At 66.1% G+C, this 24,035-nt stretch carries 25 protein-coding genes; 4 read left to right on the top strand and 21 right to left on the bottom strand.

Annotated elements, in window-relative coordinates:
• Positions 1-5 precede the first annotated feature (5 nt).
• Positions 6-827, bottom strand: coding sequence for a protein-L-isoaspartate(D-aspartate) O-methyltransferase (locus KW836_RS14335; RefSeq protein WP_255595626.1), 822 nt, complete (start codon positions 825-827; stop codon positions 6-8).
• Complete coding sequence (surE, locus tag KW836_RS14330) at positions 812-1,570, bottom strand: 5'/3'-nucleotidase SurE (RefSeq protein WP_218343691.1); 759 nt, start codon at positions 1,568-1,570, stop codon at positions 812-814. Before surE ends, KW836_RS14335 begins: the two co-directional genes overlap by 16 nt.
• A 94-nt stretch (positions 1,571-1,664) precedes the next feature.
• Between surE and plsY the strand changes: the two genes are divergently transcribed.
• Positions 1,665-2,303, top strand: coding sequence for a glycerol-3-phosphate 1-O-acyltransferase PlsY (gene plsY, locus KW836_RS14325; protein WP_175121713.1), 639 nt, complete (start codon positions 1,665-1,667; stop codon positions 2,301-2,303).
• Positions 2,304-2,369: 66 nt separating this feature from the next.
• Here plsY and tsaD read toward each other — a convergent pair whose 3' ends face one another.
• On the bottom strand, positions 2,370-3,401 hold the full coding sequence (tsaD, locus tag KW836_RS14320) for a tRNA (adenosine(37)-N6)-threonylcarbamoyltransferase complex transferase subunit TsaD (RefSeq protein WP_218343689.1): 1,032 nt from the start codon (positions 3,399-3,401) through the stop codon (positions 2,370-2,372).
• Positions 3,402-3,511: 110 nt separating this feature from the next.
• Between tsaD and KW836_RS14315 the strand changes: the two genes are divergently transcribed.
• Entirely contained in the window at positions 3,512-4,804 is a 1,293-nt protein-coding gene (locus KW836_RS14315) for an NCS2 family permease (RefSeq protein WP_056560820.1), read from the top strand.
• Between the two features lie 58 nt (positions 4,805-4,862).
• On the opposite strand, the gene KW836_RS14310 is transcribed toward KW836_RS14315, so the two are convergent.
• Positions 4,863-5,219, bottom strand: a complete 357-nt coding sequence (locus KW836_RS14310) for a VOC family protein (protein WP_218343687.1) — start codon at positions 5,217-5,219, stop codon at positions 4,863-4,865.
• Between the two features lie 246 nt (positions 5,220-5,465).
• On the opposite strand from KW836_RS14310, the gene KW836_RS14305 reads away from it, so the two are divergent.
• Both KW836_RS14305 and KW836_RS14300 read left to right on the top strand, forming a co-directional pair.
• Positions 5,466-6,488: an LLM class flavin-dependent oxidoreductase gene (locus KW836_RS14305; RefSeq protein WP_175121717.1), complete on the top strand. Its 1,023-nt coding sequence runs from the start codon at positions 5,466-5,468 to the stop codon at positions 6,486-6,488.
• A 166-nt stretch (positions 6,489-6,654) separates the two neighbouring features.
• Positions 6,655-7,029, top strand: coding sequence for a co-chaperone YbbN (locus tag KW836_RS14300; RefSeq protein WP_006388150.1), 375 nt, complete (start codon positions 6,655-6,657; stop codon positions 7,027-7,029).
• A 96-nt stretch (positions 7,030-7,125) separates the two neighbouring features.
• Here the strand turns inward: KW836_RS14300 and KW836_RS14295 are convergent, their stop codons facing one another.
• The 17 genes from KW836_RS14295 to KW836_RS14215 form a co-directional block, all read right to left on the bottom strand.
• Positions 7,126-7,713, bottom strand: coding sequence for a YigZ family protein (locus tag KW836_RS14295; RefSeq protein ID WP_218343686.1), 588 nt, complete (start codon positions 7,711-7,713; stop codon positions 7,126-7,128).
• Positions 7,714-7,821: 108 nt separating this feature from the next.
• Positions 7,822-8,628: a transporter substrate-binding domain-containing protein gene (locus KW836_RS14290; RefSeq protein ID WP_218343685.1), complete on the bottom strand. Its 807-nt coding sequence runs from the start codon at positions 8,626-8,628 to the stop codon at positions 7,822-7,824.
• Between the two features lie 10 nt (positions 8,629-8,638).
• The gene (locus KW836_RS14285; protein WP_175121720.1) at positions 8,639-9,412 is read right to left on the bottom strand and encodes an ABC transporter permease; all 774 of its coding nucleotides are present in this window, start codon (positions 9,410-9,412) and stop codon (positions 8,639-8,641) included.
• Positions 9,409-10,407: an ABC transporter substrate-binding protein gene (locus tag KW836_RS14280; RefSeq protein ID WP_175121721.1), complete on the bottom strand. Its 999-nt coding sequence runs from the start codon at positions 10,405-10,407 to the stop codon at positions 9,409-9,411. Before KW836_RS14280 ends, KW836_RS14285 begins: the two co-directional genes overlap by 4 nt.
• Positions 10,408-10,474: 67 nt before the next feature.
• On the bottom strand, positions 10,475-11,245 hold the full coding sequence (locus KW836_RS14275; RefSeq protein WP_218343684.1) for an ABC transporter ATP-binding protein: 771 nt from the start codon (positions 11,243-11,245) through the stop codon (positions 10,475-10,477).
• 106 nt (positions 11,246-11,351) lie between these two features.
• Positions 11,352-12,569 carry an MFS transporter gene (locus tag KW836_RS14270; RefSeq protein WP_175121723.1) on the bottom strand — a complete coding sequence of 406 codons (1,218 nt, stop codon included), beginning with the start codon at positions 12,567-12,569 and terminating at the stop codon, positions 11,352-11,354.
• A 185-nt stretch (positions 12,570-12,754) separates the two neighbouring features.
• Positions 12,755-14,359, bottom strand: a complete 1,605-nt coding sequence (locus tag KW836_RS14265) for an ABC-F family ATPase (protein WP_175121724.1) — start codon at positions 14,357-14,359, stop codon at positions 12,755-12,757.
• A 160-nt stretch (positions 14,360-14,519) separates the two neighbouring features.
• A complete protein-coding gene (locus KW836_RS14260) occupies positions 14,520-15,593 on the bottom strand; it encodes an LD-carboxypeptidase (RefSeq protein ID WP_218343683.1) in 1,074 nt (357 codons plus the stop codon).
• Complete coding sequence (gene tadA, locus KW836_RS14255; RefSeq protein ID WP_175122009.1) at positions 15,590-16,081, bottom strand: tRNA adenosine(34) deaminase TadA; 492 nt, start codon at positions 16,079-16,081, stop codon at positions 15,590-15,592. Before tadA ends, KW836_RS14260 begins: the two co-directional genes overlap by 4 nt.
• 10 nt (positions 16,082-16,091) lie before the next feature.
• Positions 16,092-16,940, bottom strand: coding sequence for an HAD family hydrolase (locus KW836_RS14250; protein ID WP_175121726.1), 849 nt, complete (start codon positions 16,938-16,940; stop codon positions 16,092-16,094).
• Positions 16,941-17,088: 148 nt separating this feature from the next.
• A complete protein-coding gene (locus KW836_RS14245) occupies positions 17,089-17,583 on the bottom strand; it encodes a hypothetical protein (protein ID WP_255595619.1) in 495 nt (164 codons plus the stop codon).
• A 157-nt stretch (positions 17,584-17,740) separates the two neighbouring features.
• Positions 17,741-18,082 (bottom strand): monovalent cation/H(+) antiporter subunit G, encoded by a 342-nt coding sequence (gene mnhG, locus KW836_RS14240; RefSeq protein ID WP_175121727.1) that lies wholly within the window; start codon positions 18,080-18,082, stop codon positions 17,741-17,743.
• On the bottom strand, positions 18,079-18,360 hold the full coding sequence (locus tag KW836_RS14235) for a K+/H+ antiporter subunit F (RefSeq protein WP_056317324.1): 282 nt from the start codon (positions 18,358-18,360) through the stop codon (positions 18,079-18,081). Before KW836_RS14235 ends, mnhG begins: the two co-directional genes overlap by 4 nt.
• On the bottom strand, positions 18,357-18,839 hold the full coding sequence (locus KW836_RS14230; protein WP_175121728.1) for a Na+/H+ antiporter subunit E: 483 nt from the start codon (positions 18,837-18,839) through the stop codon (positions 18,357-18,359). Before KW836_RS14230 ends, KW836_RS14235 begins: the two co-directional genes overlap by 4 nt.
• Positions 18,839-20,470 (bottom strand): monovalent cation/H+ antiporter subunit D, encoded by a 1,632-nt coding sequence (locus KW836_RS14225; protein ID WP_175121729.1) that lies wholly within the window; start codon positions 20,468-20,470, stop codon positions 18,839-18,841. Before KW836_RS14225 ends, KW836_RS14230 begins: the two co-directional genes overlap by 1 nt.
• A complete protein-coding gene (locus KW836_RS14220; RefSeq protein WP_175121730.1) occupies positions 20,467-20,811 on the bottom strand; it encodes a Na+/H+ antiporter subunit C in 345 nt (114 codons plus the stop codon). Before KW836_RS14220 ends, KW836_RS14225 begins: the two co-directional genes overlap by 4 nt.
• Positions 20,811-23,726, bottom strand: coding sequence for a monovalent cation/H+ antiporter subunit A (locus KW836_RS14215; RefSeq protein WP_175136642.1), 2,916 nt, complete (start codon positions 23,724-23,726; stop codon positions 20,811-20,813). Before KW836_RS14215 ends, KW836_RS14220 begins: the two co-directional genes overlap by 1 nt.
• Between the last annotated feature and the right edge of the window lie 309 nt (positions 23,727-24,035).

Below are 24,035 nucleotides of genomic sequence, written 5' to 3'. Positions count from 1 at the left end.
GTCGCTCAAGATTGTATTCCGGACCGTAGCGGCACAAAGCGCACGGCCTCTAGTTCGGTTCTTTTCCAGCTTGCCGCGCCCGTGCGTTCGATCAGAACCAGGCGCTGGTTCGAGCCCCCTTCGGGAGCGATGAGACGGCCGCCCGGAGCAAGCTGCGTCAGCAGCGCTTGCGGGATGGCCAGACCTGCGGCAGCCACAACGATAGCATCGAACGGCGCCACGCCGGGCAGCCCCAAAGTGCCGTCTCCATAGATGAGCCGGATCCTTGTAGTGAGCCGCAAGGCGCGCAGATGCTCGCGCGCCAGCTCGTACAGCCCGCGTATGCGTTCGATGGTGTGGACGTCGCGCACGAACTGCGCGAGCACCGCGGCCTGGTATCCGCAACCGGCGCCGACCTCGAGCACACGGGTAGGCGCGCGGTCTTCGCAAGCAGCCGCGATCATACGCGCCACAACCCACGGCTGGGAAATGGTTTGCGAGTGACCGATGGGCAACGCGGCGTCTTCATACGCGCGGCTGGCAAGGGCCTCGTCTACAAACAGATGGCGCGGTACTGCGGCCATGGCGTTCAGCACGCGTTCGTCGGTGATGCCCTGAGAGCGCAGACGCTGCACCATGGCCTGGCGCAAGCGCTCGGAGTTCAGGCCAAGGTTGCTGCCCGCTTGCGGCACGGGCGTCTGCGCCTGCCGCTGCAAGGTGGCGGCCGAGATGCGCGTGTTGCTGTTCGCCGGCGTATACCCCGGGCCGAGTCGGCCGGCGTCGTGGCGGGCCGGGCTGCCGCGGCCGGCGCCGGGGGTGATGTCCGGCTGGCTTATGCGTTTGCGCATAGCGGCTCTGCCCAGGTGCGGATCTCGTCGAGCTGGCTGTGCTGGGTCAGGTCCAGACGCAACGGGGTGACGGACACGATGCCCTGCTCGACGGCGTGAAAGTCCGTGCCGGGCGTGGCGTCGGCGGCCAGTCCGACCGGTCCGATCCAGTAGACCGTGTCGCCATAGGGCGTGGTGGTGCGCACGACGGGCTGCGACGGATGCCGCTTGCCCAGCCGCGTGACCTCAAACCCGTGCATGTCTTCAAAACGGCGGCTCGGGATATTGACGTTGAGCAGCACCGGCGCCGCGAGCGGCTGGGCCAGATGGCGCTCGACGACCAGGCGGGCGGCGCGTGCGGCCGAGTCGATGTGCTCCCAGCCCTTTTCCGCCAGCGAGAACGCGATGGCGGGGATGCCGAACAGATAGCCTTCGCTGGCGGCGGCGACGGTGCCCGAATAGAGGGTGTCATCGCCCATGTTGGCGCCGTTGTTGATGCCCGACACGACCAGGTCGGGGCGCGTATCCATCAGGCCGGTCAGCGCGACGTGCACGCAATCGGACGGCGTGCCGTTGACCGCGATGAAGCCGTTTGAAGCGGTGCGCACCGACAGCGGCCGGTTCAGCGTGAGCGAGTTGGAGGCGCCGCTGTGGTTGGTCTCGGGCGCGACGACGGTCAGATCGCCCAGCCCTTCCAGCGCGGCGACCAGCGCTTCCAGGCCAGGGGCCGAATAGCCATCATCGTTCGAAACCAGAATTCGCATTGTGCATCCGAAAGAAAATAAAACGCGGGTGACGTGGCGGATTGTACCCGCGGTAGAATCCGCAGCCACTACTACAACAACGGACTCCCCTTCCATGGCGATAACCGAACCCTCCCTGGCATTTACCGTCGCGCTCGTCGTGCTGGCCTACCTGATCGGCTCCGTGCCCTTCGCCGTGGTGGTCAGCAAGCTGATGGGTCTGCAAGACCCCCGCAGCTATGGGTCCAAGAACCCCGGCGCGACCAACGTGCTGCGCACCGGCAACAAGACCGCCGCCGCGCTGACGCTATTGGGGGACGCCGCCAAGGGATGGTTCGCGATCTGGCTGGCCGAGAAGCTGGCGCCCGGCATCGGCCCCGTCGCCCTGGCCTGCGTGGCGCTGGCCGCCTTCATCGGCCACCTCTACCCCGTGTTCCTGGGTTTCAAGGGCGGCAAGGGCGTGGCGACCGCGCTGGGCGTGCTGGTGGCCATCCAGCCCTGGCTGGCCGTCGCCACCGCAGCAACCTGGCTGATCATCGCCATTTTCTTCCGCTATTCGTCGCTGGCTTCGCTGGTGGCCGCGTTCTTCGCCCCCGTGTACTACGTGTTCGGGTCCGGGCTGGCCTGGCAGGCGCAGCCGGCGCTGGGCGTGGCGCTGGCGATCATCGGCATCCTGCTGTTCTACCGTCACCGCGCCAATATCGCCCGGCTGATCCAGGGCACCGAAAGCCGGATCGGCAGCAAGAAAAAGTAATCCCCCCGCGATGGGCGGATCAGAGGGGTGGAAAAAAACGGGCGGCCTGGCCGCCCGTTTTTCATTTCAGGCGATATCGGCCAGATCCCAGCGCGGCTTGACCGTGAAGCTATGGGCGCTGGCGTCCAGCGTGGCCAATCCGGCCTTCACCCGTTCGGCGGCCGCGAACGCGATCATGGCGCCGTTGTCGGTGCACAGTTCCAGCGGCGGGAAGTATGCGCGGGCCTTGAGCGGCTTGAGCGCGGCATCGAGCTTGGCGCGCAGAAGCTGGTTGGCCCCCACGCCGCCGGCCACGACCAGGCGGCGCAGCCCGGTCTGTTTAAGCGCGCGGATGGACTTGGCCGCCAGCACCTCGACGATGGCCGCCTGCGTGGCGGCGGCAAGGTCAGCGCGGGTCTGTTCGTCCAGGCCGCCATTCTGTTCGGCCGCCTTGACTCGGGTCAGCACGGCGGTTTTCAAGCCGCTGAAACTGAAGTCCAGGTCACCGCTGTGCAACATGGGGCGCGGCAGGTCGAAGCGCGAGGCGTCGCCGCTGCCGGCCAGCCGGGACAGCGCGGGTCCACCCGGGTAGCCCAGGCCCATGAGCTTGGCGGATTTGTCGAAGGCCTCGCCCGCGGCGTCGTCCAGGGTTTCGCCCAGCAGCTCGTAGCGACCCACGCCGTCCACGCGCATGAGCTGGGTATGGCCGCCTGAGACCAGCAAGGCAATGAAGGGAAACTCGGGCCGGGGATCGGCCAGCATCGGCGACAGCAGATGGCCTTCGAGGTGATGGATGCCGATGGCAGGCAGGCCGCGCGACCAGGCGAACGACTGCGCGACACTGGCGCCGACCAGCAAGGCGCCGGCGAGACCGGGCCCGGCCGTATAGGCCACGGCGCCGATGTCGGACATCTGCAGACCCGCGTCCTGCAGCACCTGGCGGGTCAGCGGCACCACGCGGCGGATGTGGTCGCGCGAGGCAAGTTCCGGCACCACGCCCCCGTATTCCTGGTGCATGGCGATCTGGGTATGCAGCGCGTGCGCAAGCAGGCCGCGTTCCGTACAGACGGCTGCGACGCCGGTTTCGTCGCAGGAGCTTTCAAAGCCGAGAATGATCATGGCGGCAGAGTTTACAACTGATGCGAAAATACGCGGGTTCTTGACTGGGACGGGGCTTTCCGCCCCGCCCGCCACAACCTGAAAATCCTGCAAAAACCCTGGGGACTCGAATGCTGGAGAAGCTATTCAAGCTGCGTGAGCACGGCACGACCGCAAGAACGGAAGTCGTGGCCGGCCTGACGACATTCCTGACGATGTCGTACATCATCTTCGTCAATCCTGACATCCTGTCCTCGACGGGCATGGACCGCGACGCGGTCTTTGTTGCCACCTGCCTGGCCGCCGCGCTGGGCTCGCTGGTGATGGCGTTCATCGCCAACTGGCCGATCGGCATGGCGCCCGGCATGGGGCTGAACGCCTTCTTTGCCTTCACCGTGGTCAAGACCATGGGTTACACCTGGGAGCAGGCGCTGGGTGCGGTGTTCATCTCGGGCATCATCTTTCTGTTCCTGACGATATCCGGCATCCGGGTCTGGCTGGTCAAAGGCATCCCGCATTCACTGCGCAGTGCCATCGCAGCCGGCATCGGGCTGTTTCTGGCCATTATCGCGCTATCCAGCGCGGGCATCGTGGTCGCCCATCCGGCCACCAAGGTCACCCTGGGCAACCTCACCACGCACGGTCCGCTCTTCGCCATCCTGGGTTTTTTTGTGATCGCGTCGCTGGATGCGCTGCGCGTGCGTGGCGCCATCCTGATCGGCATCATCGTGGTCACGGTGCTGTCGATGGTGATGGGCTACAACGAGTTCAAGGGCATCTTTTCGGCGCCGCCCAGCTTGTCGCCTACCCTCTTCAAGCTGGACATCATGGGCGCGCTGCATTCCGGCTTCGTGCACGTGATTCTGGTGTTCGTGCTGGTCGAAGTGTTTGACGCCACCGGCACGCTGGTGGGCGTAGCCAAGCGCGCGGGCCTGGTGCCTGAAGACCGGCCCAATCGCCTGGGCCGCGCGCTGTTCGCGGACAGCACCGCCATCGTGGCCGGTTCGATGCTGGGCACCAGCAGCACCACCGCCTACGTCGAAAGCGCCTCCGGCGTGCAGGCTGGCGGACGCACCGGCATGACTGCACTGATCGTGGGCCTGCTGTTCCTGGCCGCGCTGTTCATCTCGCCGCTGGCGGGCGCCGTGCCGGCCTACGCCACCGCACCCGCCCTGCTCTACGTCGCCGGTCTGATGATGCGCGAGCTCATCGACATCGACTGGAACGACGTCTGCGAAGCCACGCCGGCCGCGCTGACCGCGCTGGTCATGCCGTTCACGTACTCGATCGCCAACGGCATTGCCTTCGGCTTCATCAGCTACGTGGTGCTCAAGACCGCCACGGGCAAGATGCGCGACGTGCACCCGGCCACGTGGCTCGTAGCCGTGCTTTTCGTGATCCGCTACGCGTTCTTCCCTGAATAGTCAGGCTGACACGCTGTTCACGCAAAACCGCCGCAGGCCATGCCTTGCGGCGGTTTTTTCATTTGGCGGCCGTCCACACCGCCAGTTCGTAGCCGTCGAGGTCCGTGAAATGGAAGCGGCTGCCGCCCGGAAACGTGAACTCGTCGCGGCTGATGCGACCGCCCGCGGCCGTGATGCGTTGCCGGGTTGCGGCCAGGTCGTCGCCGTACAGGATCACAAGCGGACCGCCCGGCCGCACCGCTTCACCCGTCGTGAAGCCGCCCGTCAGCCGGCCATCGGTGAATTCCGAATACGTGGGACCGTAATCCGTGAACGTCCATCCGAAGACGTCGCCATAGAAGCGCTTGCTGCGCGCGATGTCCGCGACGTTGAATTCGATGTTGTCGATGCGGTTGTTCTGGCCGCTGGCGCCCATGCGCGTCTCCTTTGGTTAAATGGCAAATGTTGAATGGCCAATGCCCGGCCATTCCAGGCCGCGTTCGTGCTTGCTATTGTAGGGATCGAGAAAATCAATCAACCCGGCCAAGGGCATGGTTGCTGGCGGGCGCGGTTGAATTCGCCGATACACTCCCCATGTAGATCAGCATATGGAGTACATTTTGCGCCCTTCCCCTTTCATTTCCGCGCTGCCGGCCTGTCATGACGCAGCGGAGGCGCACGCATGAGTGCCCTGGCGAATATCCCCTTTTCCGTGCTGGACCTGGCCCCCATTGTGCAGGGCCGCGATGCCGCAGACGCGTTCCGCAATACGGTCGCGCTGGCGCAGCATGTCGAGCAACTGGGCTACAACCGCTTCTGGTTGGCCGAGCACCACAACATCAACGGCATCGCCAGCAGCGCCACGGCTGTGCTGATCGGCCATGTGGCCGGCCACACGCGCACGCTGCGCGTCGGCTCGGGCGGCGTCATGCTGCCCAACCACGCGCCGCTGATCATCGCCGAACAGTTCGGCACGCTCGAGACCCTGTACCCCGGCCGCATCGACCTGGGCCTGGGCCGCGCACCCGGCAGCGACGGCGCCACGCAACAGGCGCTGCGCCGCAGCCCGCGCAGCGGTCTTGAGTTCCCGGCCCTGGTGGAGGAACTGCGCGGCTTTCTGGCCCCCTCGCGCCCCGGCCAGCCCGTGCGCGCCATCCCCGGTGAAGGCCTGGATGTGCCGATCTGGCTGCTGGGTTCCAGTGACTTCAGCGCGCGCATGGCGGCTGAACTTGGCCTGCCCTTCTCGTTTGCCGGGCATTTCTCGCCGGAAGGCATGGCCGCGATGCGCTTGTACCGTCACTTGTTCAAGCCTTCCGAGACGCTGGCGCGCCCCTATTCGATGATCGGCGTGCCCGTCATTGCCGCCGAAACCGACGAGGCCGCGCGGTTCCAGTCGACCACGCAGCAACTGAAGTTCCTGTCGCTCGTGCGCGGCCATCGCCTGCAATTGCAGCCGCCGGTCGAAAGCATGGACGGCGTGTGGAACGAATGGGAGCGCGAGGCGGTCAATCAGAGATTGGGCGCGTCGATCGTGGGCGGACCGGACACCGTCAAGCGGGAACTCGAAGCCCTGGTCGCGGAAACGCAGGCCGACGAGGTCATGATCGTGTCCGACTTCTACGACATCGCAGACCGCCTGCGTTCTTTCGAGATCGTCGCCTCGCTGAAAAACGGCGCGGGCGTCTCCACGAAATCGGCGGCCTGAGGGCCGTATTCTGCGCCATTGACGGCGCCAACCATTGCGACGCGGCCTGGACCGGCTCTACTATGGGCTTTCAAGGCCTGGCAATACGCGTCGCCGCATCAGCGCCGGGGCAGGCCCCCGGTGTCTCCGCCACCGCTTTTCGCCGCCCACGCGGCAAGGATTTCTTATGAGTATTGTTGAACTCACCAAAGACAGCTTCCAGGAAGCCATCACGCCCGACGGCACCCTCATCGTCGACTTCTGGGCGCCCTGGTGCGGCCCGTGCCGTGGTTTCGCGCCGGTGTTCGAACAGGCCGCCACCGAGCATCCGGACGTCACGTTCGCCAAGGTGAATACCGACGTCGAGCAGGAACTGGCCGGCGCGCTGGGCATCCGCTCGATTCCGACGCTGATGGTCTTCCGCGAAAAGGTCCTGCTGTTCTCGCAACCCGGCGCCTTGTCCGGCGGTCAGTTGAACGAACTGCTCGCCAAGATCAAGGAAGTGGACATGGAAAAGGTCCACCAGGAAATCGCCGCGGCGCAAGACAGCCAGGACGCGTAAAACCGCAAGGGGCCCGGATCGGGCCCCTTCCTTTTGCACCGGGACATTTGCTTCCCGGACGCCGCTGCGCGGCAGGCCGGTGCGGACGCTGGCTGGCTACAAAACGACTTCCCACGCGGACCGGCCGCGCGTGATGTTCGCCGCAGTGACTTCCAATTCAGTCAGCACCACACGCGGCACCGTGAACGTGAGCGTGACGCCGTCCGCGTTGTAGTCTTCCTGCAAGATGGCGGCGCCTGCCTGGGCCAACCGCGATTTCAACAGCGCCATCTCGCCGAATCCGCATGCGCAGCGTACCGTTGCCAGGTCGACGATTTCCGTGCGCTCGCCCAACCGCAGGCAATTGGCTGCGCATCCGCCGTAAGCGCGCACCAGTCCGCCCGCGCCGAGCTTGATTCCCCCGTACCAGCGCACGACCAATACCGCCACGCGGTCCATATCCTGGCCTTCGATGGCCTGCAGGATCGGCCTGCCCGCGGTGCCGCCGGGTTCGCCATCATCATTGAAGCGGTATTCCTGTCCGATGCGGTAGGCCCAGCAGTTGTGCGTGGCCTCGGGGTCGCTGTGCTCGGCAAAGAAGCGCATGGCGTCGTCGATCGTGGCGACCGGCGCGGCATACGCGGCAAAGCGGCTTTTCTTGATGTCTTCCTGGTAGGTGCAGGGAGCGGTCAGCGTGTGCGTCATGCCCGGCATTGTAAGTGCGCGGATCGGCAGGCGATGCGGCCTGCGCGGCCCGGCCTGCTCGGATGCGGCCTGCGCGGCCCGGCCTGCGCGGCGCCGACCGGACGCGCATCAGCCGTGGCAGTCCGGGACTTCCTGATCCAGATAGACGTCGAACGCGACGTCGCGCGCCCATTTCGTGGTCATGGCCTTCCAGGCGCCGGCGCGGTCCCAGGCCCGCATCTCTTGCCCGAGCCACGCGCGCGAGGCCTCGTCCTGCGCAGGCAGCAGCCACACGCGCTCCTGGCGTGCGCCATCCGGCGTCAGCGTCGAGGAGAACTTCTTCCATTCCGGAAAGCGCATCAGCGGCTCCCAGACGGCATCGTCGACCAGACCGATGTCGCACTCGCCTTCGCGCACGGCGACGAGCGCGTCCGACGGCACGCGATAGGTCTTGACGGTTGCACCCCAGCTTTGCGCCAGGGCTTGCGCCTGCGTGGCGGCTTCGGCCATGCAGACGCTGCGGCCCTGCACGTCGGCGGGCTTGCGCATCCGCGTGTCGGTGCGGATCACGGCCTTGGGCCGTGCCGCATAGCCGGTGGCTTGTACCGCGACGGTCTGCGGCTGTCCGTCGGCGCGGTCCGCAAGCACCAGATCCACCTCGCCTGCCTTCAGCGCCCGGGCGGCGTCAGCGGCCCGCAACTGGACCAGCCGCACGGGCAGCTTCAGGCTGGCGCCCAGCTTGTCGGTGATAGTGGCGTCCAGGCCTTCGGGCGTGCGGATCTTCGCCCCCGCGACCGGCGGCGGCGCCAGATACGGCACCCCCACGACCAGCTCACCGCGCGCCCGCGCCGCCGGAAAAGTATCCGGCTGCGCCTGCGCGAAGCCCGCGAGCAGCAGGCCCGCGGCAAGGACGAATGGACGCATGCGGGACATCATGATGACAACGTCAGACGTATTGGTAACGCAGCAAACGATGCTTGAGGTTTTCAAGCACGAACTGGTCGATCAACGCAGCCAGCACGGCGATCACGAGGATGTTGGTCATGACGCCGGTCATGTCCGCGATTTCGCCCGAGTACGCCAGCGACCGGCCCAGCCCCTTGCCGAACCCGATCAGCATTTCGGCCGAGATCAGCGCCCGCCAGGCGTTGCCGAACGCCAACTGCGCGCCGGTGATGAGCTCGGGCATGACCGCCGGCAGGTACACCCGCTTGATCAGCCCCCAGCGCGTCGCGCCCATGACGCGCGCCGCCGACACGTGCACGCGCTGCACGGATTCGGTGGCGTTCATCACGCTGAGCGCGGCCGGGAAGAACGCCGACAGCGCCACGACCACGATGATGGGCGTATTGCCAAAGCCCATCACGATGAGAAACAGCGGCACCCACGCGATGGACGGGATCGACTGCAGGATGACGATGGCGCTGCGCAGGACTTCGCGGAAGAAGAACAGCACGGCCGCCACGAGGCCGAAGCCCACGCCGGCGGCCAGCGCCAGCCCGTAACCCGCGCCCAACCGTCCCAGCGTGCCCATGAGGCTCTGATGGAACGACTGCTTGCCCAGGTCTTCGAACAGCCGCTCGACGACCGCGGGCACGCCCGGCATCAGGAAGTCGGGCAGCGCGAACGCGGCCAGTTGCCACAGCGCAAGGATGAACAGGACGCCCAAAACGCCCGCAAGATGCTTGCGGGCGCCGGTCACACGGGTAGATGCGCTCAAAGCTTGCGAGCCTCTTGCCAGGACAGGTCGACGATGCTGGAGACGTCGTACGGCTTGCCGTCGCGCGTCTTGAGCGAACCCTGGGCCTGCAGGATGTCAGCGATTTCCTGCATGCGCGCTGTGTCCTTTTCCGTCAGCTTGGGCGTGAACACCTGCGTGCTGATGGCCTCGGAAATGACGGTTTCGCGCGGCAGCTCGCCGCGGGTCAGCGTCTTGAGCGTGGGCTCGGCGATGAAGTACGAGGCGATCAGCTTGGAAGCCTGCGCCGGCTCCTTCTGCAGCAGCGTGATGGCCTGGTTCTGGGCGTCCAGCGCCTTCCAGACATCGTCCTTGCGCTTGGCCAGCGTTTCGCCCGAGGTGATGACGACCATGCACGGGAACGGCCAGGCCTGCCCCACTTCGTAGATCTGCTTGACCGGCGCGACCAGTTGCGCGATGCGGTCGTAGGGTTCGAACAGGAAGGCAGCGTCAACACGCTTGCCCACCAGCGACTGCACGGCCACGGCCGGGCTCACGCCCATGACGTTCACGTCGTCGGCAGTCAGGTTGCCCTGCTTGAGCACGACGCCCTTCAGGACCACGTCGGCGGTGCTGCCTTCGGCCTGCGAGGCCAGCGTCTTGCCCTTCAGGCCTGCAATGTCCTTGATGCCGGAATCGTCACGCACGATCAGCGAGTGATAGCCCTGCTGCGCACCGCCCACCACCTTCAGGTCAGCACCCTTGGAGGCCCAGGCGACCGCGTTGGTGAAGCCGAGCACGCCGATGTCGAGCTGGCCGCCGACGATTGCCTTGATGAGATCGGTGCCCGATTTGAATTCGATCAGTTCGGAATCCAGGCCGGCCTTCTTGTAGTAGCCGCCCTCTTGCGCGACGATCGCCTGCGCGTCGTCCATCACGCGCAGGTAGCCTACGCGGAACTTCTCGGCAGCCATCGCGGGGGCAGCCGCCAGCAGCGCCGCGGCCAGCGGCAGGGACAACCATTGCTTCAGTTTCATCAGAGGAGCTCCAGGAAATTCGATAAGCGGCCGCGCCCGGGCGGCCGTGGGTATTTGGGGAAGAAGGTCAGGCGGCCAGCGCGATGTCGGCGTGCGCGTCCGAACCGCCGACGCCGATGCCCAACAGGCGCAGGATTTCGCGCTTCTCAGTGGCAAGGTCGGACAGGTCGTGCGTCTTGACGCGGTGGGCCAGGTTGAATTCGCGCAGCACCCGGGCCGGACGCGGGCTGAAGACGACGATGCGATCGGCCAGGAACAGGGCCTCGTCGACGTCGTGGGTCACCAGCAGCACCGTCGGCTTTTCCTGCGCGATGAGCTGGCGCAGCACATCCTGCAGGCTCAGGCGGGTCAGCGCGTCCAGTGCGCCGAAGGGTTCGTCCATCAACATGGTCTGGGGCTGGGCGATGAACGCGCGGGCCAGCGCAGCGCGCTGGCGCATGCCGCCGGAGACCTGATGGGGATAGTAGTGTTCGAAGCCTTCAAGGCTGACGCGCGCCAGCCATTCGCGTGCGGCTTCGCGGGCGCGCTTCCTGGGTGTGTTCTGGAATTCCAGCGCCAGCGCCACATTGTCTTCCAGCGTCAGCCAGGGATACAGGGCGTGTTCCTGGAAAACCAGCGTGCGGCTGGGATTCGGTCCCGTGACCTTGTCGCCGTCGGCCAGCACGCTGCCCTGCGTGGGCATTTCAAGCCCGGCGGCCAGGTGCAGCAAGGTGGACTTGCCGCAGCCCGAGGGGCCGACCAGCGCGACCAGCTCGCCGGTCTTGAATTCACTGGTGAAGCCGTCGACGACGGGCAGGTCGCCGAAATGCTTGTGGACGTGGTCGAAAGTCAGGTTCATGGAACGAATCGTCAGCGCGCGTGAAAACGAGCCTCAAATCTAACAATTCGTTATATGAATCCAAACGATCAATATCGAATGTCTTTACTTCTTTTCGTAATAACGATCAGACCGTCGCCGTCTGCCTGCTGGCCGCCCGCTGCAATCCGAACGCAATGACGAAGCCCAGCGTGACGCACAGGGACGCGGCCAGGAAGATCGCGGGGTAGCCGAAGCCGCTGGAGATGTAGCCCGCGATCGGGCCGGTCACGCCCAGCGCCAGGTCCAGGAAGGCCGAATAGGCGCCCAGCGCCGCGCCGCGGCTGCCGGCCGGCACGCGCGCCACGGCCTCGACGCCGATGGCCGGGAACACCAGCGCGAAGCCGCAGCCGGTCAGCGCGGCGCCCAGCAGCGCCATGCCCGGGTTGGGCGCCAGCCACAACAGCAACAGACCGGCCGCTTCCACCACGAACGACACCTGCGCGACCCGGAATCCGCCAAAGCGGGTGATGGTGCCGGCGAACAGCAGGCGCACGCCAATGAAAGCGCCGCCGAACGCACTGAGCGCGCTTGCGGCGCCGTCCCACGAGACGCTGGCGTAATACAGCGCGACGAAGGCGGCCAGCGTGCCGAAGCCGACCGACCCCAGACCCAGCGCCACGCCGTGCGGGAACACGCGCAGCACCACACTCTTGAAAGCCATGCGGTGCCCGCCCACGATGGCGACGGCCGGCCGGATCATGGCAAGACCCAGCCCGGCCAATCCCAGCAGCAGCACCGCGCCCCCCAGTGCGCCCATGCTCCAGTGCTTTTCAAGCTGCACGCCCAGCGGCGCGCCCAGCGCCAGCGCGCCATAGGTGGCGATGCCGTTCCAGGATATGACGCGGGCGGTGTGCAACGGCCCTACCCGCGCGATGGCCCAGGTGGCCGAGCCGGTGCCGACCCAGCTCTCGCCGAATCCCAACGCCAGACGACTGAGGATGATTGCCGCCAGGCTGAGCCACGCGGTGCGTTCGAAGGCGTAGGCGAGCAGCAGAAAAATGCCGCTGATCGCGCAGGCCGCCATGCCGATGACGACGGTCTGCTTCGGGCCGACCGTATCGGCCATGCGGCCGGCGTGCGAGCGGCTGAGCAGGGTCGCCACGTACTGCACGCTGATCGCCAGGCCCGCCAGCACGGATCCGTAACCCAGGTTTCCGTGCACGTAACCCGGCAGCACGGCCAGCGGCAGGCCGATGGCCAGGTAGCAGATGAAGGTAAAGAAGGCGATGGCAACGATGCGGGCCGTCAGGGTGAACGTGCCGATCTGCGCGCCATCAGGCGCGTCATGCAAAGAGGGAGACATGTGGGGACAAAAAGAAGCCTGGCCGGACAGCCGCCAGGGTCGGGCCCGATGATAGCGCAGCGCAGATTGCGCCCGGCTGAACAGGTGGCCATCGCGGCCCGGCGGACTACATGGCGCGCGGCCGTGGCGCAAATGAGAAAGCGGCGCACGGATTCGTGCGCCGCTTCATGACCCGCCGTGCGGAATCAGGCTTCGATGCCGCGCGAGGACAGGTAGTCTTCGTAGCCGCCGCGGTAGTCGACGATCTCGCCGGTGGGCAGGATTTCGATCACGCGCGTGGCCAGGCCGGACACGAATTCACGGTCATGCGACACGAACACCAGCGTGCCTTCGTACTTTTCCAGCGCGAATTGCAGCGACTCGATCGATTCCATGTCCAGGTGGTTGGTGGGCTCGTCGAGCAGCATCACGTTGTGCCGGCCCAGCATCAGGCGGCCGAAGGTCATGCGGTTCTTTTCGCCGCCGGACAGCACCTTGGGGGCCTTGGGCAGGTCGTCAGCCGAGAACAGCAGGCGGCCCAACACCGAACGGATCGACTGGTCGTCGTCGCCCGGCTGGCGGTGGTCGCCCATCCAGTCCAGCAGGTTGATGTCGGTTTGCTGGAACTGGTCGGAAACGTCCTGCGCCATGTAGCCGAGGTCGGCGTTGTCCGACCATTTCACCGTGCCCGAATCGGGTTGCAGATCCTGCGCCAGGAGGCGCAGCAGCGTGGTCTTACCGACGCCGTTGGCGCCGATGATGGCGATCTTTTCGCCGGCGTCGACCATGGCCGAGAACTTGGTGATGACGGGCGCGTCATAGGCCTTGGTCAGGTTTTCGACAGTGACGGCCAGGCGGTGCATGACCTTGCTTTGCTCGAACCGGATGTACGGGTTCTGGCGCGACGAGGGCTTGACCACGACCTGGTCGGCCTTGATGCGGTCGATCTGTTTCAGGCGCGAGGTGGCCTGACGCGACTTGGACTTGTTGGCCGCGAAACGGCGGACAAAGTCCTGCAGTTCGGCGACGCGTTCCTTGGCCTTGGCGTTGTTGGCCACCAGGCGCTCGCGGGCCTGGGTGGAAGCCAGCATGTAGTCGTCGTAATTGCCTGCGTAGATGCGGATTTCACCGTAATCCACGTCAGCCATGTGCGTGCACACCTGGTTCAGGAAGTGACGATCGTGGCTGATGATGATCATCGTGCTCTGGTAGCCGTTGAGCACGTTTTCCAGCCAACGGATCGTGTTGATGTCCAGGTTGTTGGTGGGTTCGTCCAGCAGCAGCACGTCGGGGTTCGAGAACAGCGCCTGCGCCAGCAGCACGCGCAGCTTCCATCCCGGCGCGACTTCGCGCATCGGCAGGTTGTGCTGGTCGACCGCGATTTCCAGGCCCAGCAGCAGCTCGCCCGCGCGGGCTTCGGCGGTGTAGCCGTCGTATTCCGCGAACTTGGCTTCCAGATCGGCCGCGCGCATGTAATCGTCTTCGGTCGCCTCCGGGTTGGCGTAGATCGCGTCACGCTCGGACATGGCGTCCCACATTTCGGTGTGGCCCATCATCACGACGTCCAGCACGCGCACGTCTTCAAACGCGAACTGGTCCTGGCGCAGCTTGCCCAGGCGCACGCCGGGTTCAAGCGCGACGTTGCCGCCGGACGGTTCCAGGTCGCCGCCGATGATCTTCATGAACGTAGACTTGCCGGACCCATTGGCCCCGATCAGCCCGTACCGGTTGCCTTCCCCGAACTTGACGCTGACGTTCTCGAAAAGGGGCTTGGGACCGAACTGGATGGTGAGATTGGCGGTGGATATCACGGTGTATGTACGTTTGAAGGCGCCCGAAAGCGCATGCGGGAAAACCTGCTAGTGTAGCAAACGGGCTGCGGCCCTTATTTATATTGGCGAGAGCGGCGCTGCTGGAGCGCCGGACCGCCCGCCCCCGGAGCGCCGGACCGCCTGACCGCCAGACCGGGGATCAGTGTTGATGCTCGTCCAGCACCAGATGCGCCAGGCCCTTTTCGGTGGCGATGCCGACCTTCTGGCCGATGGGCAAGGTGGCTTTGGTGGCGACATGGCCGTACGGCAGACCGGTAATGACCGGCACCTTGACCGTCTTGCGCAGCCAGGCCACGACCTCGTGCAGATCGTACCCCTTGTCGTGCGGCGCCAGCTTGTATTCGGTGAAACGGCCCAGGACGATGGCCTTCTGGCGCGCCAGGATGCCAGCCTGCCAAAGCTGGATCAGCATGCGCTCGACGCGGTACGGATGCTCGGCCACGTCTTCCAGGAACAGGATGCCGCCGCGAATCTTCGGCATGTACGGCGTGCCCAGCAGCGAGGTCAGCATCGCAAGGTTGCCGCCCCACAGGATGCCGCGCGCGTCGACCGGGTCGGCGTCCTGGGTTTCGAAGCTGAGGATCTCCAGCTCGCCGCGCATCACTTCGCCGAACAGCGCTTCGGTCAGGTCATCGACCTTTTTGCCGCCGAAATCCTGGACCGCGGTGGCGCCCGTGTAGCTGACCGCGCCGGTCTGCGCCAGCAGCGCCAGGTTGAACGCCGTGAAATCGCTCATGCCGACAAAGCGCTTGCCGCTGTCGGCCATGGCCTTCCAGTCGATGGCGTGCAGCAACCGGCCCAGCCCGTAGCCGCCGCGCGTCACCATGACGATCGGCAGCTTTTGCTTCGTGGCGCGGGTCAGGCTGGCGAGGCGCTGGGCGTCCGTGCCGGCAAACCGTTGATGCTCGGCCAGCGCCGTGCGGTCCAGCGCGGTCTTGAAGCCCTGTTGCGCCAGCCGTTCAAGCGCCAGCGTCACGGTGGCGGGGTCGCGCACGGCGGACGACGGGGAAATCAGGTAGATGCCGCGGGCGTCCGGCTGGGGACCGTGATGGTGCGCGTGGTCGTGGCCATGATCGTGGTCGTGACCGCATGCGTCGCCGCAGTCCGGGCCGTGATCGTGCGGGTGATCGAGCGCCGGGGTGGCTGCGGCCTTGGCGCGGCGCGCCTTGGCGGCGGGCTTGGCAGCGGACTTGGCGGCTTTGGGGGTACTCATGCGATGGATTCCTTGGCGCGGCGTTCGCGGAAGAACCGGCGCAGCAGGTCGCCGCAGGGTTCGGCCAGCACGCCGCCGGTGACTGAAGTGTGATGGTTGAGCTTGGGCACGGACCCGACGTCCAGCACGCTGCCGCAGGCCCCGGTCTTGGGGTCGTACGCGCCGAACACCACGCGCGCAAGGCGCGCATGCAGCATGGCGCCGATGCACATCACGCACGGTTCCAGCGTGACGTAGACGGTGATGCCGGGCAGCCGGTAGTTCTCAAGCTGGCGCGCGGCGCCGCGCAGGGCGACGATTTCGGCGTGCGCCGTGGGATCGTGGTCGATGATGGTGCGGTTGTAGCCCCGCCCCAGGATGTCGCCCTGGGCGGACACGACCAGCGCGCCCACCGGCACCTCGCCGATGTCGTAGGCGGCCTGGGCCTGTTCCAGGGCCAGGGTCATGAAACGCGCGTCCTGCTCGGTCCAGCGCGGCACCGCGTCCATCGGGGCCAACTCATCCACGGTACACCCGCGATTTCAGCGCGATGCGGCCCGCCAGGCTGGTGACCGCTTCTTCGAGCCATTGATACAACTCGGCCTCTTCGTCGTAGCGGGCCTGGTTCAGGTTGGACACGCGCCCTTCTTCGATGAAGCCCCAGGCGCGGCTGCGCTTGTCGCGGTGCTTGGGATCCCAGACTCCAAAGGCAAAGCCGCCGGCGCGGCGGATCAGCGAAAAGCACGGAATGTCGGTGTAGCCGTCGCCCACGAAGACCATCTGGTCGAACGGGATGCGCAGCCGGTCCTCGGGAACCTTGCGGTTGACCTCGAACGGCTTGTTGCGGAATTCGCGGCCGATGATGCCCTTCTGGATGTGGAACAGGTAGCGAGTCTTGTCGGTAAAGCTGACGACGCGCCGCGGAAACGCGATGCCGCCGTCCTCGCCATAGACGAATTCGGACGCCCAGATTTCGGTGAATTCATGCGCGATGGGCGTCGAGCGCACCACGTCGCCGATGCCGCTGGAGATGAGATAGAACTCGAGCTGCACCTGCGGGTGCTCGGCCCGGACCGCGGCGCGCAGACGCTGGAACAGCGTGGCCACGCCATCGTGCAGATCAAGGCGCGCGCCCCAATCTTTCAGGCGCTGCTGCGTGATGAGGCCGTGCCGTCCCTGCCGGGACAGTTCGATCATCTTATAGAGATAGGCCGGCACGGGATCCCAGTCCTGCTGAAACAGCAGGGGATCGACCTCTTCCTTCCAGAACGAGGCCGTGTCCACGCCGATGCTGTCCAGGAAACCGGACGTGCTGTCCGAGGCCAGCGTGTCGTCGAAATCGAAAATCAGGGCGATGACGTCGGACATGAATATGCGTGAAAAAAGGCGACAGCCGCCATTTTGCCTGAATGCGGCAGCGGCTGCGCCTTGGAAGCAGCGCGGTGCATCACGCAGCGCCCTGCTTCACCTTCGCTTCATGCGCTTTAAATCATGCGCCCTGGTTCGGAGCAACGCCTTACTGGCGGATCGGCGCGGTCATCGTTCCCGTGCCGGGAGCGGGCGCCATGCCCGGGGCGGGAGCCATGCCCGGCGCGGGGGCCATGCCCGGGGCCGTGCCGGCGGGCACCTGGATCACGGTCTCGCGCAGCACGCCGCCGCCCTGCACGCTGCCGCGCACGTTACCCGGCGCGGTCATTTGCGTGACGCAATTCTGGCGCTGGGTTTCGGGCAGACGGTTGCAGCGCGCCACCATGTTCTGCTGCAGTTGTTCGGGGCTTTCTTCGCGGAGATTCTGGCGGCTGCGCTCCTGGCGCGCCGCGCCAGCTTCGCGCAGGCAGGCATCCAGCGCTTGCCCGGTCCTGCCGCTTTTGCAGGCGGCGACGTCCTGCTGATAGCTGGACTGCGCCGAGGCGCCGGAAGATTGCGCTTGAACCGCGCCAGCGGCGAACATCAGGCCGGCGGTGCAGAGAATGGCAGCAAGGCGCTTCGAAGGCATGGGAACAGTATTCATGGTCAGCTCCTTATGAAGAGATTGAACCCGGACGGCGCGGTATCAACCGCGCCGCCAACTGACCTCACTATCCCATGACCGCGCGATGGGGGACATAACTAGCGACGTGAATTCGTAAGGTTACGTTTCAACGTCCGCAAACAGGGACGGCCCGAAATCAGCGCGCGTCTTTGTCCGCTTCCGCCTTGGTGAGGCGGTTGCGGTACGTGGCTGCGCGCATCAGCAACATGGCCGTGACAGGCGACGACACAATCAGCAGCAGCGTGATGATGACCTCGTGAAACACCGGGCGCGCGGACAGCGCCGAGAACACCAGGATGGAAGACGCCAGCACGCAGGCGCAGCCCATCGTGTTGCCCAGCGTGGGGGCATGGATGCGCGACTGGAAGGTGCGGAAACGCAGCAGCCCGGCCGAGCCGGTCACGGCCAGCAGTCCGCCCAGCACCAGCAGAATGGTGGCGGGGATACCGGCCCACAGGGGGATATCGACTTCCATCATGGCTCGATGACCTCGCCGCGCAACAGGAAACGCGCCATGGCGGTAGAGCCCACAAAGCCAAACAGCGCGATCAGCAGCGCGATGTCGAAGTACACCGAGGTGCCGGACCGGATGCCGAACACCAGCATCGTCAGCATGCCGTTGATGTACAGCGTATCCAGGGCCAGGACGCGGTCCTGGGCGGTGGGACCGCGCAACAGGCGGATGGTGGCGAACACCATGCCCAGCGCAAAGCAGAGCAAGGCAAAGGATGCCGCCCAATACAGTACGGAATTCATTCGAACATCTCCATCAACGGGCGCTCGTAGCGCTGCTGCACCAGTTCGATCCACTCGTCTTCGTTTTGCAGATCGAGCACATGCAGTTTCAGCGCGTGGTCTTCAGTCAGGCTCACCCAGACCGTGCCGGGCGTGTAGGTGACGATGCAGGCCAGCATCGCCAGGCCATGCGGGTCGCGCATGGTGAGCGGGATCAGGATGAACCCCGGCGAGAACTCATTGCGGCGCGGATTGAGGATCAGCCGCGCGACCGCGATGTTGGACTTGATGATGTCCCACGTCACGTGCAGGAAAAGCGGGATCACCTTCCACAGGTGGCGCGGCCGTGCATGCAGCGGGCGCAGGCGCGAGGCGGCCCACGTGAACCACAGCGCCAGCGCGATACCCAGGGCGATCTGCCCCGGCGACACGCTTTCATTGAGGAGCAGCCACAGTGCAAACAGCAGCGTGGGCAGGATCAGGAAGTAAAGGCGGCGCATCAGCTTCCTCCCTTGACGCCGCGCACGGTCTGCGCGGACATGACGGCGTCGATATACGACGCGGGCTGGTCGAGCGAACGGGCGGCGTCGTCCAGGTAGGCCGACACGGGACCCGCGCCGGCGGCCAGGCCCACGCACAGCAGCACCAGCACGGCGACCGGGCCTGCCTCGATCACGCGCAGGCGCGGCGTGCTGCGGTCGTCGCTGGCCCAGAAGATACGGATGCCGGTGCGGCCCAGGCCGATCAGGCCCGCCAGGCCCGACACCAGCACGGCGGCCACGAGCAGCCAGGCGTCCATCGGCGGCGCCGACTCGGTGGCGGCCGATACCGCTGCCGACAACAGCGAGAACTTGGCGACGAAGCCGGACAGCGGCGGCAGGCCGGTCACCAGCAACGCGCAGGAAATGAAGGCCAGGCCCAGGAACGCCATTGCCGCGGGAATCGCCACGCCCACGACGTCGTCGGAGCGGTTCACAGAGGTTGGATCGTCCAGGTCGAAGGCATCGAGCGTGACCGCCAGCACGTTAGCGCCGAAGCTGCGGGTGCGCTCGATCAGTTCGGCCAGCAGGAAGAACGCGCCCGTGGTCAGCACCGAGCTGATCAGGTAGAAGAGCGCGGGCCCCGTGAGCGTCACGCCCGGCATGCCCAATGCGGTCAGCAACGTGCCGGCCGACACGATGACGCAGTAGCCGACCATTTTTTCCAGTTGCTGGGTCGCCAACAGGCCCAGGGCGCCAAACAGCAGCGTGGCCAGTCCGGCGGCAAACATCCAGTCCAGGCTGAAGGCGGCGGGCGCGCCGGTCGGCAGCAGCAGCGAGCCGATGCGCAACAGCGCGTAGATGCCGACCTTGGTCATGATGGAGAACATGGCCGCGATCGGTGCACCGGCCGAACCATACCCTTTGACCAGCCAGAAGTTGAGCGGCCAGGCCCCTGCCTTGACCAGGAAGGCCACGCCGAGGATGGCGGCGCCAGCCTCGAACAGCATGCGCTCGGCGCCCGCCAGATTGCCTGCGCGCAGCGCCAGGTCCGCCATGTTGAGCGTGCCCGTCACGCCGTAGATCAGCGCGATGCTGATCAGCAGCAGGAATGAGGCCACCAGGTTCACGGCGATGTACTGAAGGCCCGCGCTAACGCGCGCCACGCCGGACCCGTGCAGCAGCAGGCCGTAGGACGCCGCCAGCAGCACTTCGAAGAAGACGAACAGGTTGAACAGGTCGCCGGTCAGGAAGGCCCCATTCAGGCCCATCAGCAGGAACTGGAACAGCGAATGGAAATGCACGCCGGCGCGGTCCCAGCGGGCCAGCGCGTAGACCAGCGTGGCCAGACCGAGTACGGCCGTCAGCGTCAGCATGACGGCGGCCAGGCGGTCGACCACCAGCACGATGCCGAACGGCGCGGGCCAGTCGCCCACCAGGTAGGCCCCTACCCCGTTTTCCCAGACGCCGGGCACGCCCCCGCCGGCCACGACCAGCAAGGCGATCGCGGCCGCCAACTGGGCAAGCGTCGACAGAAGCGCGACCCCGCCGCGCGCGTAGCGACTGGTGTCGGCGAACAGCAGCATCGCTGCGCCCGCGACCAGCGGAATGATGATGGGCAGGACAGGAAGGTGTTGAAGCCAGAAACTCAAGATTGGGACTCCCGTCCATCAACGTGGTCGGTACCCGTGAGGCCCCGCGAGGCGAGCAGCACAACCAGGAACAACGCGGTGGTGGCAAAGCCGATGACGATGGCGGTCAGCACCAGCGCCTGCGGCAGCGGATCCGCATACCACGAAGGATCATGCGCCATGGACGGATCCACCACCGGCGGCCTGCCGGACGTGAGCCGGCCCATGCCGAAGATGAAGAGGTTCACCGCGTAGGAGACCAGCGACAGGCCCATGATGAACTGGAACGTCCGGGGCCGCAGCAGCAGCCACACGCCCGAGCCCGCCAGCACGCCGATTGCGGCAGCGTATATCAATTCCATCAGGCTTCTCCTGTTTGAACGGCGGCCGCCTGGAGCTCGGCGGCGGCCTTGCGTTGCGCGCGCAGCGATTGGTGGGCAAGCGCCACCAGCACCAGCACGGTGGATCCGACGACCAGCATGTAGACGCCCAGATCAAAAAGCAGCACGCTGGACACGTGGACGTGGCCAATCAGCGGCAGCGCGACGTCCCAGGCCAGCGCGGCAAGGAACGGCTTGTAGGCTAGCCATGCGCTCACGGCGGCAATGCCGGCGGACAGCAGCCCGATGCCGATCCAGTTCTGGGGATTCAGGCGGCTGCGGGATTCAACCCAATACACCCCGCCCACCATGTATTGCAGGATGACGGAGGTGGCGAAGATGAGGCCGCCCACGAAACCGCCGCCGGGCTGGTTGTGGCCGCGCAAGAGGAAATACACGGAGATCAGCGCGGCGATCGGCAGCAGCAGGCGCACGAGTACCGCGGGCACCATCATCGAGCCTGCGGGCACCGGAGACTTGATGTCGGGCGCGTCCGGGATGCCGCCGTCCTGATCCATCTGCTGGCGCGGAATGTCCGCGCTCTCGGCGGCTGGACGGAAGCGGCGCAACAGCGCGTAGACGGTCAGCGCCACGATGCCCAGCACCGTGATTTCGCCGAACGTATCGAAGCCGCGGAAGTCCACGAGGATCACGTTGACGACGTTGGTGCCGCCGCCGTCAGGCAGCGCGCGATCCACGAAATAGGACGAAATGGGATTGGTCTGCGGCCGCGCCAGCACCGAATAGGCCAGCGCGGACATGCCCGTGCCGGCGGCGACTGCCAGCAGCAGATCGCGCAGGCGGCGGCCGCGTGCCTGCAGCGTGGCTTTCAGGCTTTCCTCGTCGTCCTGCACGATGCGGCGAGGCAGCCAGCGCAGGCCCAGCAACAACAGCACCAGCGTCACGACCTCGACAGACAGCTGCGTCAGCGCCAGATCGGGCGCGGAGAACCAGACGAAGGTCAGGCAGGTAATCAGCCCTGCCCCGCCCGCCAGCGCCAGGGAGGCCAGGCGGTGGTACTTGGCCTGGAACGCGGCGGCCAGGGCGCAGGTGCCGCCCACGATCCACAGCAAGGCGAAAACCGGATCGACCGGCGTCAGGCGCACGGCGCCGTCCAGCCAGCCGCCGGCGCGCAGCGGCAGCCACGCGACGAACAGCGTGCCCACCAGGATCAGCACCATCTGGACCTGCAGGCGCGTGGACGACACCCAGCGCAGCAGCCACGCGGCGGCGACGCTGGAGCCATCGAGCAGCGCCTCGAAGGTACGGCGGCCGTCAAGGCGGTAGATGAATGGCACCCGGCCCGGATTGGCGCGCTGATGCGCGCGCAGGGCCAGGTACAGCAGCACGCCTGCGGTAGTGGCGACCAGGCTCATCGCCAGCGGAAGATTGAAACCGTGCCAGACGGCCAGGCTGTAGTCGGGCATGTTCTCGCCCAGGATGCTCTGCGCCGCAGTGGCCAGGAACGGGCCGACGGTCAGGCTGGGAACGATGCCCACCAACAGGCACATCATGACCAGCAATGCGCTGGGCAACAGCATCCAGCGCGGGGGCTCGTGGGGCTCGCGCGGCAGGTCGGTGGCCGGGGGGCCGAAGAACACCTGCAGGATGAAACGCAGCGAATAGGCGACGCTGAATGCGCCGGCGATCGTGGCGAGCAGCGGCAGGCCAAGCTGGACGTAGCGGTCGGCACTGACGAAGGTGGTTTCCGCAAAGAACATTTCCTTGGACAGGAAACCGTTCAGCAGCGGCACGCCCGCCATCGAAGCCGCGGCCACCATCGCCAGCGTGGCCGTGATGGGCATTGCCTTATACAACCCGGACAGCCGGCCCAGGTCGCGCGTGCCGGTTTCGTGGTCGACCACGCCCGCCGCCATGAAGAGCGACGCCTTGAACGTGGCGTGGTTGATCATGTGGAAGATGGCGGCCACCAGCGCCAGCGTGCTGTTCAGACCCAGCAGCAGCGTGATGAGGCCCAGGTGGCTGATCGTGGAGTACGCCAGCACGCCCTTCATGTCCTGCTGGAAGATGGCCGCGTAGGCGCCCAGCACCAGGGTGATGAGACCCAGCCCGCCGATGATCCAGAACCATTCGTCGGTGCCAGACAGCACGGGCCAGAAGCGCGCCAGCAGGAAAACCCCTGCTTTGACCATCGTGGCCGAGTGCAGATAGGCGGACACCGGCGTGGGCGCGGCCATGGCGTTGGGCAGCCAGAAATGGAACGGGAATTGCGCGCTCTTGGTCAGCGCGCCCAGCGCCACCAGCACCAGGACGGCCGGATACCAGGGGTCGGCGCGGACCAGGTCGCCCGATGCCAGGACGCGGTCCATGTCGTAGCTGCCGACGATATGACCCAGGATCAGCACGCCGGCCAGCAGACAGAGACCGCCCGCCCCGGTGACCGTCAGCGCCATGCGCGCGCCCCGGCGCGCGTCCAGGCGGTGGTGCCAGTAGGCGATCAGCATGAACGACGCCAGGCTGGTCATTTCCCAGAATAGAACCAGCTGGATCAGGTTGCCCGAGAGCACCACGCCGAGCATGGCGCCCATGAAGGCCTGGAAGAAGGAAAAGAAGCGCGGGACCGGGTCTTCCGGCGACATGTAATAGCGCGCGTACAACACGACCAGCGCGCCCATGCCGGAGACGATCAGCGCAAAGAGCCACGCATAGCCGTCCATGCGCAGGGTGAATTGCAGACCCAGGGCGGGCGCCCAAGGCATGTCGGCCCGTATGACGCCGCCGTTGGCGACGTCCGGATAGAGCGTCGCGATCAGAACCACGCACGCGAGGGCGATGAGGCCAGCCAACCACGCCTCAGCGTTGCGGGCGTTGGAAGGCAGCAGCGCGGCGCACAGGCTGCCGGCGAACGGCAGAGCGAGGATCAGGATCAGCGACATGGCGTTCCGAAAATGTCCGGGCCCCCTCCCGCCAGCGCAGGGCAGCGAGAGACGAAACAGACCGGGGATTGAAAAACGGACGGAACCCTTGGCCCGGTGCGTCGCTGCACTACACGTTGCCCCGAGGGGTCATCAACCAACGCCAATTGAACGGCGCAGACAGAAACAAACGCAATAGCTTTCTTGCAAGACCGGGCAAGAATCTCAGCCGAAAAATATCAGATTCTTGTAAGTTATGCAGGGATTTATGTACGTACCCAGCTAATGACAGCAAGATGACTGCGCAGCGATTGCGCACCGAAAGCTTCT

The organism is Achromobacter sp. ACM05, assembly GCF_019218915.1.
In the GTDB taxonomy this organism is placed as follows: Bacteria; Pseudomonadota; Gammaproteobacteria; order Burkholderiales; family Burkholderiaceae_B; genus Achromobacter; species Achromobacter animicus.
The sequence above is the reverse complement of the archived record's forward strand: the minus strand, read 5'-3'. Positions and strand labels throughout refer to the sequence as shown.